Source organism: Nocardia asteroides, from assembly GCF_900637185.1.
In the GTDB taxonomy this organism is placed as follows: Bacteria; Actinomycetota; Actinomycetes; order Mycobacteriales; family Mycobacteriaceae; genus Nocardia; species Nocardia asteroides.
Map to the genome: position 1 here is coordinate 2,870,695 of NZ_LR134352.1, position 15,350 is coordinate 2,886,044.

The 15,350-nt window shown below is 71.1% G+C and carries 14 protein-coding genes; 10 read left to right on the forward strand and 4 right to left on the reverse strand.

Annotated elements, in window-relative coordinates; all coding sequences use genetic code 11:
- Positions 1 to 78: 78 nt before the first annotated feature.
- Positions 79 to 423 (forward strand): hypothetical protein, encoded by a 345-nt coding sequence (locus EL493_RS13480; protein ID WP_019046139.1) that lies wholly within the window; start codon positions 79 to 81, stop codon positions 421 to 423.
- Here EL493_RS13480 and EL493_RS13485 read toward each other — a convergent pair whose 3' ends face one another.
- Entirely contained in the window at positions 424 to 1,935 is a 1,512-nt protein-coding gene (locus EL493_RS13485) for a leucyl aminopeptidase (protein WP_030204000.1), read from the reverse strand.
- A gap of 119 nt (positions 1,936 to 2,054) precedes the next feature.
- Between EL493_RS13485 and EL493_RS13490 the strand changes: the two genes are divergently transcribed.
- From EL493_RS13490 to EL493_RS13515, 6 genes are all read left to right on the forward strand, one after another.
- The gene (locus EL493_RS13490; RefSeq protein WP_036836695.1) at positions 2,055 to 2,846 is read left to right on the forward strand and encodes a hypothetical protein; all 792 of its coding nucleotides are present in this window, start codon (positions 2,055 to 2,057) and stop codon (positions 2,844 to 2,846) included.
- Entirely contained in the window at positions 2,843 to 3,928 is a 1,086-nt protein-coding gene (locus EL493_RS13495) for a hypothetical protein (RefSeq protein ID WP_022566027.1), read from the forward strand. The genes EL493_RS13490 and EL493_RS13495 overlap by 4 nt, the downstream gene beginning before the upstream one ends.
- Positions 3,925 to 5,403, forward strand: a complete 1,479-nt coding sequence (locus EL493_RS13500) for a hypothetical protein (RefSeq protein WP_019046143.1) — start codon at positions 3,925 to 3,927, stop codon at positions 5,401 to 5,403. Before EL493_RS13495 ends, EL493_RS13500 begins: the two co-directional genes overlap by 4 nt.
- Positions 5,400 to 6,704 carry an AAA domain-containing protein gene (locus EL493_RS13505; protein WP_019046144.1) on the forward strand — a complete coding sequence of 435 codons (1,305 nt, stop codon included), beginning with the start codon at positions 5,400 to 5,402 and terminating at the stop codon, positions 6,702 to 6,704. The genes EL493_RS13500 and EL493_RS13505 overlap by 4 nt, the downstream gene beginning before the upstream one ends.
- Before the next feature lie 278 nt (positions 6,705 to 6,982).
- A complete protein-coding gene (locus tag EL493_RS13510; RefSeq protein ID WP_198041168.1) occupies positions 6,983 to 8,905 on the forward strand; it encodes a sensor histidine kinase in 1,923 nt (640 codons plus the stop codon).
- Positions 8,902 to 9,282 carry a DUF742 domain-containing protein gene (locus tag EL493_RS13515; RefSeq protein ID WP_022566025.1) on the forward strand — a complete coding sequence of 127 codons (381 nt, stop codon included), beginning with the start codon at positions 8,902 to 8,904 and terminating at the stop codon, positions 9,280 to 9,282. The genes EL493_RS13510 and EL493_RS13515 overlap by 4 nt, the downstream gene beginning before the upstream one ends.
- Here EL493_RS13515 and EL493_RS13520 read toward each other — a convergent pair.
- Positions 9,279 to 11,234 (reverse strand): GMC family oxidoreductase, encoded by a 1,956-nt coding sequence (locus tag EL493_RS13520; protein WP_022566024.1) that lies wholly within the window; start codon positions 11,232 to 11,234, stop codon positions 9,279 to 9,281. The two genes, EL493_RS13515 and EL493_RS13520, sit on opposite strands and share 4 nt — an antisense overlap.
- A 111-nt stretch (positions 11,235 to 11,345) precedes the next feature.
- A complete protein-coding gene (locus EL493_RS13525) occupies positions 11,346 to 11,744 on the reverse strand; it encodes a prealbumin-like fold domain-containing protein (protein ID WP_126405699.1) in 399 nt (132 codons plus the stop codon).
- A 240-nt stretch (positions 11,745 to 11,984) separates the two neighbouring features.
- On the opposite strand from EL493_RS13525, the gene msrA reads away from it, so the two are divergent.
- Positions 11,985 to 12,500: a peptide-methionine (S)-S-oxide reductase MsrA gene (gene msrA, locus EL493_RS13530; RefSeq protein WP_030204002.1), complete on the forward strand. Its 516-nt coding sequence runs from the start codon at positions 11,985 to 11,987 to the stop codon at positions 12,498 to 12,500.
- Between the two features lie 217 nt (positions 12,501 to 12,717).
- A complete protein-coding gene (locus EL493_RS33740) occupies positions 12,718 to 13,896 on the forward strand; it encodes a hypothetical protein (RefSeq protein WP_019046150.1) in 1,179 nt (392 codons plus the stop codon).
- A gap of 55 nt (positions 13,897 to 13,951) precedes the next feature.
- On the opposite strand, the gene EL493_RS13545 is transcribed toward EL493_RS33740, so the two are convergent.
- Positions 13,952 to 14,203 carry an excalibur calcium-binding domain-containing protein gene (locus EL493_RS13545; RefSeq protein ID WP_019046151.1) on the reverse strand — a complete coding sequence of 84 codons (252 nt, stop codon included), beginning with the start codon at positions 14,201 to 14,203 and terminating at the stop codon, positions 13,952 to 13,954.
- A gap of 115 nt (positions 14,204 to 14,318) precedes the next feature.
- Between EL493_RS13545 and EL493_RS13550 the strand changes: the two genes are divergently transcribed.
- A complete protein-coding gene (locus EL493_RS13550; protein WP_022566022.1) occupies positions 14,319 to 15,350 on the forward strand; it encodes a glycoside hydrolase family 18 protein in 1,032 nt (343 codons plus the stop codon).

Genomic DNA, 15,350 nt, shown 5'->3' on the forward strand with positions numbered 1-15,350 from the left:
GGCGATCCGGACGGAGCTGGCACCATGGAATGTACGGCGGTGAGCAGAATTCCGCCGGAGCGCAGGAGGTTGTTACCGGTGGGTTTGCTGGATCGTTTCCGCGGCGCGCGCGGCCGGAGCAGGAACGTCACACGTGAGCGCGGCGCGGAGATCGCCGCGCTCGCGGAGTGGGCCCGGGCGCGGCGCGGCGTCGAGGCGTTCGTCGAACCGAAAACCACTGTGACCGATGTCACAGCGGTGCTGGTGGCGGCGGACGGCGAATGGACCCGGCGCGTCGTCGGGGAGCGCGGCGCCCGGCGGTTGGCGAGCGCGCTGCGGATTCCGGTCTACGACGTGAACCGCACCGGCTACCCGCAGCGCATGCGCGACTACGACGCCCGCCGCCGCATCGAACAGCGGCGGGCGCGCGAAGCCGAACAGTGACTACTCCGCGCCGATCTCCTCGATCACGGTGATCAGCGTGCGCACCGGGACGCCGGTGCCGCCCTTGCCGATGTAGCCGAACGGGCCGCCGGTGTTGTAGGCCGGACCGGCCACGTCCAGGTGCGCCCACTGCACGCCCTCGGGCACGAACTCCTTGAGGAACAGCGCGGCCGAGAGCATGCCGCCCCAGCGATGCGCGGCCACATTGGCCAGGTCGGCGACCTTGGAGTTGAGGTCGGCGCGCAGTTCGGCGGGCAGCGGCATGGCCCAGCCGTTCTCGCCGACCGCGCGCGACACCGCCGCCACGCGATCGCGGAACTCCTCGGTGCCCATCACGCCCGGGGTGCGCGTGCCGAGGGCGACCATCTGGGCGCCGGTCAGGGTGGCGACGTCGATCAGGTAGTCGGGCTCGTCCTCGGCGGCGCGCACGATCGCGTCGGCCAGGATGAGCCTGCCCTCGGCGTCGGTGTTGAGCACCTCGACGGTGGTGCCGCCGTACTGGGTGAGCACGTCGCCGGGGCGCTGCGCGGTTGCCGATGGCATGTTCTCGGCCATCGGCACCGTCGCGGTGACGGTGACCGGCAGGCCCAGGCGCGCGGCCAGGAGGGTGGTCGCGATGACCGCCGCGGCGCCCGCCATGTCGGAGGTCATGTTCTCCATGTTGGCGGCGGGCTTGATCGAGATGCCGCCGGTGTCGAAGGTGATGCCCTTGCCGACGAGGGCGATCTTCTTCGGGCCGCCCGCGTAGGTGATGCGCACCAGCCGCGGCGGCCGGGCCGAGCCCTGGCCGACGCCGATGATGCCGCCGTAGCCGCCCGCGGCCAGCGCGTCCTCGTCGAGCACCTCGACCTCGAGGCCCGCGCCCTCGGCGAGCAGCCGGGCGCGGTCGGCGAATTCGGCCGGGTACAGCGCGCTCGGCGGGGTGTTCACGAAATCGCGTGCGGTGGCGACCGCTTCGGCGACCAGTTGCGCCCGCAGTAGCTCCAGCACCCCGAACTCGGGTTCGGGCACCAGCAGTTCCACCCGCAGCACCGGCTGCTCGTCCGGCTTCGGCGCGCTCTTGGCCGACTTGAACGTGGTGAAGGTGTAGGCGCCGAGGTAGAAGCCCTCGGCCGCGGCGGCCAGGTCGACACCGGACAGCGTGGTCGCGACGAGTTCGGTGCCGCTGAGCGCGCGCCCGGCCACGCCCGCGCTGCGGCGGACCTGCTCGGCGTCGATCTTCTCGGCCGCGCCGAGGCCGACGGCGAGCACGCTGGTCACCTCGGCCAGCCCGGCCGGGGCGGGTACCCGGGTGAGTTCCTCGGGCTTGCCTTTCGCGCCGACCGCGCCGAGGGCATCCAGCAGTTCCGCGCGAACCTCGGCGGTGAGCACGTCGCCGAACAGGTCGGCGGGGACGATGGCCGGTCCGTTCTCCGAAGAGGTCAAGCCGATCACCAGTACATCGGTGTCCGGGCTGATGGTTTCGATGCGTGCCAGTTCCGGTCCGAGTGAACGATCTGCAACAGCTGTCATTGCCACAGGTTATTCGGTCGCCGTCGGGTGCCGCATCGCGACGTGGTCCAGCGGCGGCGCGCGGCGAAAATGCTGGCAATTACTGGACAATGCTGGAACCGCTGAATACGCTCACGCTCGTGACGGACTCGGCCGAGGAGCTGGAGGCGCGCATCGCCGAGCTGCGGGCCGAGGTGCGCCGCGCCGCCGCGTCCGGTGACCGGGCCACCGCCCGGCAACTGCGGGCCGACCTGCGCAAGGCCGAGATCGCCTGGGACGCGGTGGTACTCGGCGCGATTCCGGACGAGCCCGAGCGCGTCGAGCCGCCCGCGGTGCCCGTGCGCGAACACGTGCACCGGGCGCTGACGCTGCTGTCGGTGCCGTCGTCGCCGAAGCTGGTCCTCACCGTGCACGAGGCGTTCTTCTCCGGCGAACTGGTCGCCGCCCGGCTGACCAGCCTGCGCCGCGACGAGGAACGCTCCTTCCGGTCCGCGCCCTACGCGCGTCCCTACTACCTGTGCGCCGCGCTCACCACCGACCTGCTCGCGCCGGCGCGCGGGGTGATGGCGGTGAGTTCCTGGCCGCTGCACCAGCGGATGGTCGGCCCGCTGAGCCCGCGGGTGGACCTGCTGACCTCGGCCATCCGTCTGGCCGAACATCTTTCGGCCCAGCCTGCCGCGCAACCGGCGGGCAGGCGCGTACTGTGGCGGCTCGCCGTGTCGATCCCGGGCGTGACCGGCGCGCCCGACGCGCTCGACCCGGCGGCGGTGATCGAGGCCGCCCGGCGCGAACTGGCGGTGCACGAGGACGCGGACGCACGGCAGCGGCGCTCGGCCGCGCGCCGGGCGGCCGAGCAGCTGGCCGACCCGGCCGCGCAACTCTTCGGGGTGCGGCTCGGGGTGGCCGACCGGCGACGAATCGAGGTGAAATGAGCACTCTCGCAGCACAGTTGGACCAGTTGCGCGGCGGAACGCCCGCGACCAGGCACAATGCCCGCACCATCGCCGCGCTCACAGCCAATCCCGGCTGCGCCCGGCGCGCCCTGCTCGACGCGGCCGCGGTGGACAAGACCGTGATCGCCCGATCACTGGGCTTTCCACCGCAGTTCGGTCAGTCGCAGTTCGCCATCACCCGTGGCAACGCCTTCGAATCGATGGTGAAGGCCAACGGGTGCGCCGAGCTGCTGGCCCTGCTGCGCGACACCCTCGGCCTCACCATTCCCGAAGTGGCTTATCACGACCTGAACTCGGTGGGCGAGAACACCGGCAACGCGGTGCGCTATCAGCGCACCAAGCAGCTGCTGAAGTCCACCATCGACGCCGGGGACGGCACCCTGTTCGACCATCCGATGCTGCGCCTCGACATCGCGGGCGCCACCGCCTATCTGGAACCGGACGTGGTGGCCGTACAGCTCGACGGCAAGTTCCACGTGGTGGAGATCAAGGCGTTCCCGGTGATCGACGGACAGGCCGATCCCGCGCAGGTGGCGGCCGCGGCCCGGCAGTCGGCGGTGTACGTGATCGCCCTGCGCGAGTTGATGTCCGAGATCGGGGAGTCACCGGAGCTGGTGTCGCACAACACGATCCTGGTGTGCGCCAAGGACTTCAGCAACCGGCCCACCGCCACCCTGGTGGACCTGCGCAAGCAGCTGGCCGTGGTCTCGCGGCAGCTGACCAGGCTCACCGCCGTGCCCGAGCTGCTCGAGCAGCTGCCGCCAGAGGCCACGTTCGCGCCGGGGGAGGGGCTGGAGAAGACCATCGCGGCGATCCAGGCCCGCTACGCCCCGGAGTGCATGTCCAGCTGCGAGCTGGCCTTCGTCTGCCGGGACGAGGCCAGGACCTGCGGTTCGGTGGACGCGCTCGGCCGTGGCGTGTGCGACGAGATGGGCGGCATCGACACCATCGACACCGTGCTCGGCCTGGCCGACGGCACCCTGGAACCCGGCCCCGAGCACGCCGACATCACCGCCCTGCTGCGCACCGCGCACCGCCTGCGGCTGGAGATCGCCGGATGAGCGTGCTGTCGGCGCTGGCCAAGGCCCAGGCGGTCCGGGCGGGACGCGCGCAACCCACCGCGGCGGTGCGGCACGTGCATCTGGCCGATCGGCCGCTGGTCGCGGTGCCGTTGCGGCTGGCCGGGGAGGCGGCGGCGCCACTGGCGATCATGATCGGCACCGCGCGCGGCGACCAGAACGTGCTGATCGTGCCGCAGCCGCGCGACCGGGTGCTGCGCCTGCGCTTCGTCGAGCAGCTGGCCGACGTGGTGCTGCCCTATCTGGCCTCGTTCCTGACCGAGAACGAGGAACTCACCAGCAAGTCCGGCGAGACCTACACCCGCTGCCTGGACGCGCCCCAGCTGTGGACGCCGAACGAGGGCGGGGTCAACTTCCTGAAACTGCTCGGCCGCTCGGTGCGGTTCCATCGCGTCGACGGCGAGAACCCCGTGCCCGCCGCCATCCCGCTGCTGGGCCGCTGGCTGACCTGGTTCGGCGAACGCGCCGAACATCCCGGGTCGGCGGTGCTGCCCGCGATGACCTCGGTGCTGTCGGCGCACTGGGCCTCGGGTCAATCCGGGCTGGAGGACGGCAATCTCGCGGCCCTGCTCGGCTGGATCGACCCGCCCGCCGGGCTCACCGGCGCGCAGGCCGCCGCCCTCGCCGAGGACCCGCTGCTGTCCCCGCCCGCGGGCCCCACCACCGATCCCGGTTTCGACAACGAGGAACTCGCGCCGCTGATCGCCGCCTACAACGCCGCCACCGACGACACCGGCCGCTCGGTGGCCGCCGAACGGCTGGAACGGTCGTTGCGCGCCCAGCTCGAACCCACCTGGCAGCTGATGTGGCAGGCGCTCGGGTTGCTGCGCGCGCTGCCGCCGGGCGCCAGCGTGGAGAGCCGGTGGACCGACGACCGCGGCGCGTTCTCCTACTTCGCCGAGGAGGTCGCGGAGGGGACGCCGCAGGCGCGCCGCGATCCGGCCGTGCGCGCGGTGCGCAGGCTGTTGCAGCGCGAGCGGGCGCTGGAGGCGCTGCAGGCCCAGTGCGCGTTCGACGATCCGCTGCGCATGCTCGAGCACCGGGTGGTGGGCGCGGCCTTCCGCGGCACCGTCGTGCACAGCGAACCCGATCGCGTCGACCGCTCGGGCGCGCGCCCGAAACTGCGCCCGCACATCCACATCCGCACCACCGACCCGTTCACCGCGGTCCTCGGTGAGGAGCTGACCTGCGTCGAACGGCCCAAGCAGAGCGGGGTGGTGGTCGAGATCGAGGGCGACACGCTGGTGCTCGAACTCTCGGGCGGCATGGGCCGCAAGCTGATTCCCGAACCCGGCAGCGTCCCCGGCACCGACGACGAGCTGGGCTTCGCCCGCTTCTCGCCCACGCCGTTCAACGGGCAGCTGAATCTGCCCGCGCGCGAGGAAACGCCGTGGACCCACGGCGGCCCGCCGCCGGAATGGACGCCGGAGACCGACGAGACGGAGGACCCGCGGTGACCACTCCGGACGAGGCTGTCGCCGGCATCCTCACCGACCTGCGCGACGCGAGCCACCGCGCCATCGTGGTCGACTCACCGCCCGGCGCGGGCAAGTCCACGCTGGTCGTGCGCGCCGCCCGTCAGCTCGCCGAGGACGACGACCAGCGGATGATCGTGGCCCAGACCAACGAGCAGGTCGACGACCTCATCGATCGGCTGGCCGGCGCCGACCCCGCGCTGCGGATCGGGCGCCTGTCCAGCGCCGCCTACGTGACCAGCGAGCGGGTCGACCAGCACGCCAACGTGCGGGTCGCGACGAAACCCGCCGACCTGGCCGACCGCGCGATCGTCATCGGGACCGCGGCCAAATGGGCCACCGTCACCGACGGCAGCTGGTCGCACGCCATCATCGACGAGGCCTACCAGATGCGCTCGGACATGTTGCTGCGCATCGCGAACCGGTTCGACCGTGGTCTGTTCGTGGGTGATCCCGGGCAGCTCGACCCGTTCGCCACCGTGGAGACCGCGCGCTGGGCCGGGCTCACCTGGGACCCGACGATGAGCGCGGTGAGCGTGATGCTGGCCAACAACACCGGCATCCCGATCCACCGGCTGCCGGTGTCGTGGCGCCTGCCCGCCACCGCGGCGCCGGTCGTGTCGCGAGCTTTCTATCCCTTCACCGGATTCGAGTCCGGCACCGGATTCGGCGACCGCCGAATGGAATTCACCACCCGGGGGCTCGGCGGCCCGATCGACGCGGTGCTCGAGGAAGCCGCGGGCACCGGCTGGGGCTGGTACGAACTGCCCGCCCGGCACACCCTGCGCACCGACCGGGAAGCCGTGCGAGCCCTGGCCGACATCGCCGCCCGGCTGATCGAACGCGGCGCCATCGCGCATTCCGAAGCGGGCAGCCGCCCGATCACCGTCGACCGGGTCGCCGTCGGCACCGCGCACCGCGACCAGGCCGACGCCGTGCGTACCGCGCTGCGCGGCACCGCCGCCGAACCCGTCACCGTCGACACCGCCAATCGCCTGCAGGGCCGCGAATACGACGTCACCCTCGTGCTGCATCCGCTCTCGGGCCGCCGCGACGCCAGCGCCTTCCATCTCGAGGCGGGCCGGCTGTGCGTGCTGGCCTCCCGGCACCGCCACGCCTGCATTCTCGTGGGGCGCGCCGGCATTCCGGAATTGCTCGACGCGCACCCGTCGGCCGAACCGGTCCACCTCGGTGTGCCGGTGAAATTCCCTGACGGCTGGGAAGCCAATCAGTCGGTGCTGAGTCACCTGTCGAACCACCGCGTGCGGGCGATGGCGCACTGAGTTCCGGCGCACCGCCGGGACGCTGGGAGTTTGCTTGGTGGAAGCCCTTTTTCGGACCTCGTGCAAATCGCACGCGGGAACGACGGGTCGGTTAATCTCTCCGCGAACGACAAGCGTGCCGGATCGTCTGTTCTTCGGTGCCGGGCACGCAGCGAAGCGCCGGGGCGGCTTCGGGAGTGGAAAGATTCGGTGTGAAGATCAGGCGTAGCTCGGTGTTCGGCAGTTCGATGTCCGGGAAGCGCGGTGTTCGCGGCCGGGTCAGCGTGCGGACCCGACTATTGTCGATCGTTCTCATCTCCAGCGTCATCCTGCTCGCCGCCGGTGGCGGATCGGCGGTGTATCTGGTGGATTCGGCGCGGGAATCGACCGAATGGGCCGAATTGGCGGGCAGCACCACCGCGCCCGCGATTCTCATGGTGTCGGCCTTCCAGGAGGAACGCCGGTTGTCGCTGCTGCGGCTGGCCGGTGACCCGCCGTCGACACCTGCCCTGGTCTCCGCGCGCCAGCGCACCGACGAGGCGCTCGCGGCGGTGATGGCCAAGGGTGACGCCGCGCGCGAGCTCAATCCGGACGGCTCCGCCGAGGACATCGAGGGCTACAACGCGCTGTTCGCGATGGTCCCGGCCGTGCGGGGCGGTGTGGACACCCTGCACATTCCGCCGGGCGAGGTGTTCACCTTCTTCTCCCAGGTGGTCGGCACCATCGTCGCCGCGTCGCTGCTGGCGGCGCGAGTGGCCCCGAGCGCCAAGATCGGCATCGAACTGGTCTACGGCGCCGAGCAGCTGCGGGCCGCCGAAGCGCTCTCACAGGCCGACTCGCTCGGTTCGGTCGCGCTGACCACCGGCCGGATCACCGCGGCCGAGCTGCTCGACTTCGGCCGCCGGGTCGGCGAATTCCGCAGCGAGGTGGCCTATTCCGGCACGGTACTCAAAGGCGCCCGGCTCGCCCAGCTCCGCGATATCACCGCGGGTCCCGGGTGGCAGCAGGTGACCGCGATGCAGGACGCGCTGCTCGATCGCGGGCCGGTCACCGGCGACCACGGCGACTCGCTGCCGGTGAGCCTGGCGGGCTGGCAGGACGCGAGCCGCCAGGTGAATCTCGCCCTGCAGAAGCTGTGGCACGACCAGAGCGGCGACGCCCACGCCCTCGCCCGCGCCCAGGGCGAGACCGAGACCCGCGACGCGCTCGTCGGCGGCGCGCTGGTGGCGCTCGTCGCGGTCGGCGCCTTCCTGGTGGCGCTGGTGCTGGCCAACCGGTTCATCGCCCGCATGCGGCGGCTGCGGCACGACACCCTGGAACTGGCCGACGAACGCATGCCCGACCTCATGCGCAGGCTCGCCGCCGGTGAGCAGGTCGAGGCGAGCGCCGAGACCTCCCGGCTCGACTTCGGCTCCGACGAACTCGGCCAGGTCGCGGACGCGTTCAACCGCGCGCACCTGGCCGCGGTCTCCGCGGCCGTCGCCGAGGCGCAGACGCGGGCCGGCATCAACACGGTGTTCCTCAATATCGCCCACCGCAGCCAGGTGGTGGTGCACCGGCAGCTGGCCCTGCTCGACCGCGCCGAACGCGACGAAGCCAACGCCGACCAGCTCGAACTGCTCTTCCAGCTCGACCATCTCGCCACCCGCGCCCGCCGCAACGCCGAGAACCTGATCATCCTCGGCGGCGAACAGCCGGGCCGGCGCTGGCGCAACCCGGTGGCGCTGCTGGAACTGGTCCGCGGCGCCATCGCCGAGAGCATGGACTACACCAGGATCCAGACCAAGCAGCTGCCGGAGGTGCGGATCGCGAGTCACGCGGTGGCCGACGTGATCCACCTGCTCGCCGAGCTGATGGACAACGCCACCGCGTTCTCCCCGCCGGAAGCGCAGGTCACCGTGTCCGGCGTGGTGGTCGGACGCGGGATCGCGGTGGAGATCATCGACCAGGGCCTGGGCATGCCGGAGCAGGAGATCGCCGCGCGCAACGCCCTGCTGGCCGATCCGCCCCAGTTCAGCGTGGCCACGCTGTCGGGCAGCTCCCGGCTGGGGCTGTTCGTCGTCGCGACACTGGCGGGCAGGCACGGCATCTCGGTGCGGCTGTCGGAATCGGTGTACGGCGGGGTGCGCGCGGTGGTGCTCATCCCGTCGGCGCTGGCCGAGGCCGCCGACCTGTCCTCGCCGATCTCCGGTCAGTGCCCGGCCGTCGCCCCGCGCGCATGAGCGACGAACGCGAGCACTGGTACGAGGAGGACGCGGGTCCGATCGTGCGGCTCTACGCGGTGACCCGCGGGCGCGGCAAGATCCAGCGCGACGAACTCGACCTCACCACGCTGCTGGTCGACGCGGGTGCCGGCACCCGGTTGCGGCGCACCGAGCCGGAGTACGCCGCCATCGTGGAGCTGTGCCGCACGCCGATGGCGGTGGCCGAGGTCTCGGCGCACCTGCGGCTGCCGCTGAATTTGGCCAAGGTGCTGATCGCCGACCTGGTCGACGAGGGCAGGCTGGTGGCCCGGCCGCCGCGGCAGACCGCGGCGGGCCGGGCCGACGTGGACGTCCTGCGGGCCGTCCTCGCCGGCATCCGCCGCGTCGACTCCTAGGTGAGCGTGGCCGCCAGGCGCTTGGCGTTCATGTAGCCGATCGCCTCGATGGTCACCATCGGGTTCACCCCGGGTGCGGTGGGGAAGCTGGAACCGTCGGCCACGACGATGTTGGCGACCTCCCAGGTGGCGCCGTCGGGGTCGGTCGCCGACAGCTCCGCCGAGCCGCCCATCCGGGCCGAGCCCATGATGTGCAGCGCGCCCATCGAGCACCGGCCCGGCGCGTATCCGGCCTTCTTGCAGGCGGCGTCGAACTCGGCGAGCGAACCGCGCACGCCCGGTTCGAACGAGATGCCCGCCTGATGACCGGAGTAGATCCGCTGCGCGCCAGCGGCTTCCAGCACCGAGGCGGCGCCGACGATGCCGGTGTGCAGATGCGCGGCGTCGTAGTCGGAGAGCCGGTAGTTCACCACGGCCTCGCCGGCGCGGTCGATCGAGACGGTGCCCGGATCACGGTCGCGGGTGATCACGCCGATGGAGTTGGTGCGCGCGAAGTCGAGCATGGTGTCGCGGTGCGCGGCCGCGCCGCGCCAGCTCATGAAGCCGGTGGCCAGGCCCGGATGGATCGGGCCGGTCTCGTAGATGACGCCGTAGCCGTTGCCGTCGAGGTCCGCGTGGTGCCTGCTGATCCGGGCCTGCAACGCGCCCTCCCACGGCCGGATCTCCTCCTCGAAGACCCCGAACACCGCCGCCGCCGGATGCAGGCGCAGGTGCTTGCCGATGTTCTTGTTGCGCAGGCCGGATCGCCGCAACAGCGCGGGCGTCTGGATGGCGCCCGCCGCCACGACCACCGCGCGCGCCCGCACGGTGATCTCCACCCCGTCGGAGGTCACCGCCGACACCGACTCGGCCCGTCCGGCCTTGACCGCGATGGTGCGGACGTCGGCGTCCACCACCAGCCGGGCGCCGTGCCCGGCGGCGTCGTGCAGCCAGGTCTTGGTCGTGGACTGCTTGGCGCCGAGGCGGCAGCCGTAGCCGCAGCGACCGCACTCGATCCCGGCGTCGCAGGCGTCGCCGACATTGCGGGGCAGGGCGTCGACCTCCCAGCCCAGCGCCTTGGCACCGCGTTCGAGCACGCCGTCGCGGGCCGAGAGCGGCGATCTGCCCGTCGTGACCCCGATGCGGCGCTGCACCACGTCGAGGGCGTCGCCGAATTCGTCGTCGGCGAACTGCGGGACACCCGATTCCGCCCATTCCTTGCGGACATTGTCCGGGGTGGGCAGCGAGGTGCTCCAGTTGACGACGGTGCCGCCGCCGAGACAGGTGCCCGCCACCAGGGTGATCTGGCCCTCCGCCGAGGCGGCGGGGCCGGGTGCGTAGAGGCTGGTCAGCGCGTCGAGCTCACCCTTGCCGAAATCCTGGTCGTCGTAATAGTTTCCGCGCTCGAGCACCACCACGTCGAGACCGGCCTCGGCCAGCACGGCCGCCGCGGCGCCACCACCGGCGCCGGAGCCGACCACCACCACATCGCAGTCGAGGGTGGTCGACGTGGTGAACCGCTGCGGGCTCAGCGCGGGCGCGGGCGCGCTCGCCACCGGGCCGGTGGGCGCCGGATAGCCGATCCGGGTCCACAGCGGATTCGTCCCGGTGGGGCTCGGCGTCACGTTGTAGGCGAGCAGCGAGGCCTGCTTGAGTGCCTGGAACACGGCCCTGGCCGGGGCGAGGCCGGAATCGGCCAGCCGCAGCAGCGCCGCCTCGCGCCGCTCCTGCGACAGCGTGGAGAACCGGCGCGGACCGCTGCCGGTGAACAGCCCGAAGGCACGGGAATCCCACAGGCCGAGCAGGGTCGCGAGCTGTTTGGTCTCGGCCTCGCGCGGATTGCGGCCCAGAATCCGGAAGATCGTGTCGACGGCGCCCAATTCGGTGGCCGCGGGTAGTTCGTGCCCGTCACCCGGCAGGAATGTGTCGCAGATCAATCCCAGTGCTGCCCGCTGTTCGGCTGTCGGTTCCATACGGAAACCACCCCTTCTCACTCTCGGGGTGAGTTGTATCACGGTGGCTCCGGTTGTGCTGGGTGTCACCGGGTTTCGGGCCGGGGCTGTTCGCCCCGGCCCGAACGGCCGCTATTCGTGATGCGTGCCGACCGTGAATTGCAGGGTTTTCCGGGAGGGTGTCGACAATTCGACATCGGCGCTCGATATCGGCCGCGCCGTCGTCTCGGCCGGATAGGCGGTCACCTGATAGCGGCCCGGCTGCAGTCCGCGAAAGCTGACCTGGCCGTCGGCGCCGGTGGACAGGTGCCGGTGGATGGTGTCACCGCACGCGTCGACCCCGGTCAGGACGACTTTCCCGCCCGCCACCGGGCCGCGCGTGCGCGACTCGATCAGCACCGCGTCGATCTGACCGGTGGCGGCGGCACCGGGAGCGTGTAGGAGCAGGTCGTCGCGTAGGTGCTCGGTACCGCAGGTGGTGGACTGCCCGACGGAGTCGTCGGCGCCGGGATGGGCGCTCGCGGCGCTCACCGCCCCCACCGTCAGAGCTGCTGCGGCCAATCCGATCATCGAATACCGGGCAACGACGCTACGTGGCATTTCGCCGAATTCCTCCTGTTTCCTCGGTGACGCTGGGGCACACACGGACGTTCATGAGGTATCGCTCGCGCGGGGAGCTTACTGGCGGGGAATTCCGGGGCCCGAATCGGAGTTCCATAGAGGCGGTTGTGGCCGTTCTGTGCGACCGTGGAGCTCTACGAAGGAGGACGCGTGACCGAAACCCGTACGGCGATTCTGGCCGGTGGCTGCTTCTGGGGAATGCAGGATCTGATCCGGCGCCAGCCCGGGGTGCTGGCCACCAGGGTCGGCTACACCGGCGGCAGCAACGACCACCCCACCTATCGCAACCACCCCGGTCACGCCGAGGCCGTGGAGATCGTCTACGACCCGGCGCAGACCGACTACCGGGCGCTGCTCGAGTTCCTGTTCCAGATCCACGACCCCACCACCAGGGACCGGCAGGGCAACGACATCGGCTCGAGCTACCGCTCGGCCATCTTCTACCTCGACGAGGACCAGCGCCGCACCGCGCTCGACACCATCGCCGACGTCGACGCGTCGGGGCTGTGGCCGGGCAAGGTCGTCACCGAGGTGACCCCGGCGAGCACGTTCTGGGACGCCGAGCCCGAACACCAGGACTACCTGATCCGCTACCCCGACGGCTACACCTGCCATTTCCCGCGCCCCGGCTGGAAACTCCCCCGGCGCGAGAACGCCGAGAAGTAATTCCCCCACCGCCCCGGTCCCGTACCGGGGCGGTTCTCGTTCCGCCGTCCGGCATTTCCCCGCGCGGGACGCCGATATGCCCGCTCGCGGGCGGGAAACCGCATGTCGGGGTGGTGGTGTGAAATGATCGGCGGTGTCGGCGTGACCGTGGCGCCGGATCGGAAGACTCATAATCGGCGGCCTCGGCCGCCGCACAAGGTGAGGGGATGCGATTCGGATGACGTATGGACAGCAGCAACCCGGGTATCCACCGGCGGGGCCGAAACTCGGTGTCGGCGACGCCATCGGTTACGGGTGGGACAAATTCAAGAACAACGCGGTGGTGTGGATCGCCATCGTGCTCATCGCGTTCGTGATCCAGGTGGCGATCAACTTCCTGTTCGGGCTGGGCAACGACACCGATACCGATTACGACGGCGGAATCAGTATCGGATTCGGGATCTGGCAATTCATCGGCACCGTCGTGAGCGCGGTGATCGGTTATCTGATCTCGGCCGCGTTCGTGCGTGGCGCGCTGCACGAAACCGACGGGCGCAAACCGGGATTCGGTGATTTCTTCCGGTTCACCAATGTCGGCGCGGTGATCCTGGCCGGCATTCTGGTCGGCTTGGCGACCGGTATCGGTTTCGTGCTGTGCATCCTGCCGGGTCTGGTCGTCGCGTTCTTCACCTGGTGGACGATGCAGTTCGTGATCGACCGGAACCAGGACGCGATCACCGCCATCAAATCGAGTTTCGCGGCCATCTCCGGCAATGCCGGTCCGCTGCTGCTGCTGACCCTGGCGCTGTTCGGTATCAACATCGTCGGCGCGCTGCTGTGCGGTCTGGGCCTGCTGGTCACGGTGCCGCTCACCATCATCGCCTCCACCTACGCCTACCGCGTGGTGACCGGCGGCCCGGTCGCCGGCGCGGCGCCGGTGGCCGATCCGGGATACCCGCAGCAGTACGGCGGGCCCGCGGGCGGGTACGGGCAGCCGGGGTACGGCACGCAGCCCGGATACGGTGAGCAGCCGGGGTACGGGGCTCCCGGTTACGGCGCTCCGGGTCAGGGTGGTCAGCCGGGCTATGGTGGCCCCGGTCAGGGTGGTCAGCCCGGATATGGCGGCCCGGAACAGGGTGGTCAGCCCGGTTACGGTGGCCCTGGTCAGGGTGGTCAGCCCGGTTACGGTGGCCCTGGTCAGGGTGGTCAGCCCGGTTACGGTGGCCCCGGTCAGGGTGGTCAGCCCGGTTACGGTGGCCCCGGCCAGGGCGGACAGCCCGGCTACGGCGCTCCCGGTCCCGACTACGGCACCCCGGGTACGCCCGGCTCCGGACCCGGTCACGGCACCCCCGGCGGTCCCGGATCGGGTCCCGACCTGGGCAAGCCGGGGGAGGGTCCGGACGACATCCCCCGCTGACCCCGGACACACGAGGGGCGTGCGATGAGAGTCATCGCACGCCCCTTTTTCGTGTCTACTCGCAGCCGATGCCGTCGCCGTCGCGATCCAGCCCGTACTCGTCCGGGCCGATCACCTGGACGCGCCCGGTGTAGACCGGACCGTTGCCGCTGCCGCCCTCGCAGTCGACATCGCTGACGATCGGTAGGCAGGGGGAGTACGACTGGTGGCAGTTGCCGGACGGTGCGGCGGTGGCCACGGTCGGTGTCGCGATCGCGAAGCCGAGTGCCGCGATGGCGGCGGTCCCGAGGGTGACGGCGTATTTCATGGTGCTCCGTTCAGTTGTACAGCGGCGCACAGCGTTTCACAGCTGGGCGGTTTGCCGGAAATCTGCGGGTCGGTACCTGCGGGTAATGTGGGGAGCTCGGGCGGGAGGAGCGCGCATGCGGGGGAAATGGCACGGATGGTCGTGGTGGACGCGTGGCGCGGTGATCGCGCTGATGTTGCTGGTGGTCCTGGCGACGCCGGTGGTCGTCGCGGTGGCCTATCTGCTGGGCAAGAACGTCGGCGAGCAGTCGGAGCAGGCGCGGTCCAGGGGTATGGACGCGTTCTGGCTCGGCCACGCCTGGGTCGACGGCCGCAAGACCGACGCCGATGTCGACCAGCTGGCGATCCTGCTGGCGGGCACCGGAATCCGGGATCTCTACGTGCACACCGGCCCGCTCGAACACGACGGGAGCCTGCGCGACGAGCTCGCGCCACGGGCGGCCTGGTTCGTCGGCGCGGTGCACGCGAAGCTGCCCGGCATCCGGGTGCAGTCCTGGCTCGGCGACGTTGTGCAGCCCGAATTCGACGGCCTCGACGTGGAATCGGTGGCCTCGCGTGAACGCGTGGTCGCCTCGGCACGGCGGGTCCTGGCCTACGGCTTCGACGGCGTGCACTACGACCTGGAACCGGTGCGCTCGGGTTCGCCCGGCTTCCTGGCCCTGCTCGACGCCACCAGGACGGTCACCGCGGCGGCCGGGGTTCGGCTGTCGGTGTCGGCGCCGGTGATCGATCCGCTGCCCGGCCTGCACTCGGTGGGCCTGGCCGTCGCCGATCACGGGAAATGGTGGAGCCAAGCGTATTTCGCCGAGGTCGCCCGCCGGGTCGACCAGGTGGCGGTGATGTCCTACGACACCGCCATGCCCACCCAGGCCCTCTACAGCGGCTACCTGGCCCAGCAGACCGAACTGGCCATGGAGGTCACCCCGCGCGAGGTCGACCTGCTCATGGGCGCCCCGGCCTTCTGGGCCGACGACCCCGGCCACCACGGCGCGGCCGAGACGGTCGCCGCCGCCGTCCGGGGCATCCGGCTCGGCCTCACCGCCACCGACCCCACCCGCCCCACCTTCGGCATCGCGCTCTACGTCGATTTCGCCGCCAGACCCCAGGACTGGACCGACTACCGCCAGGGCTGGTGCCCACCGGAGTGA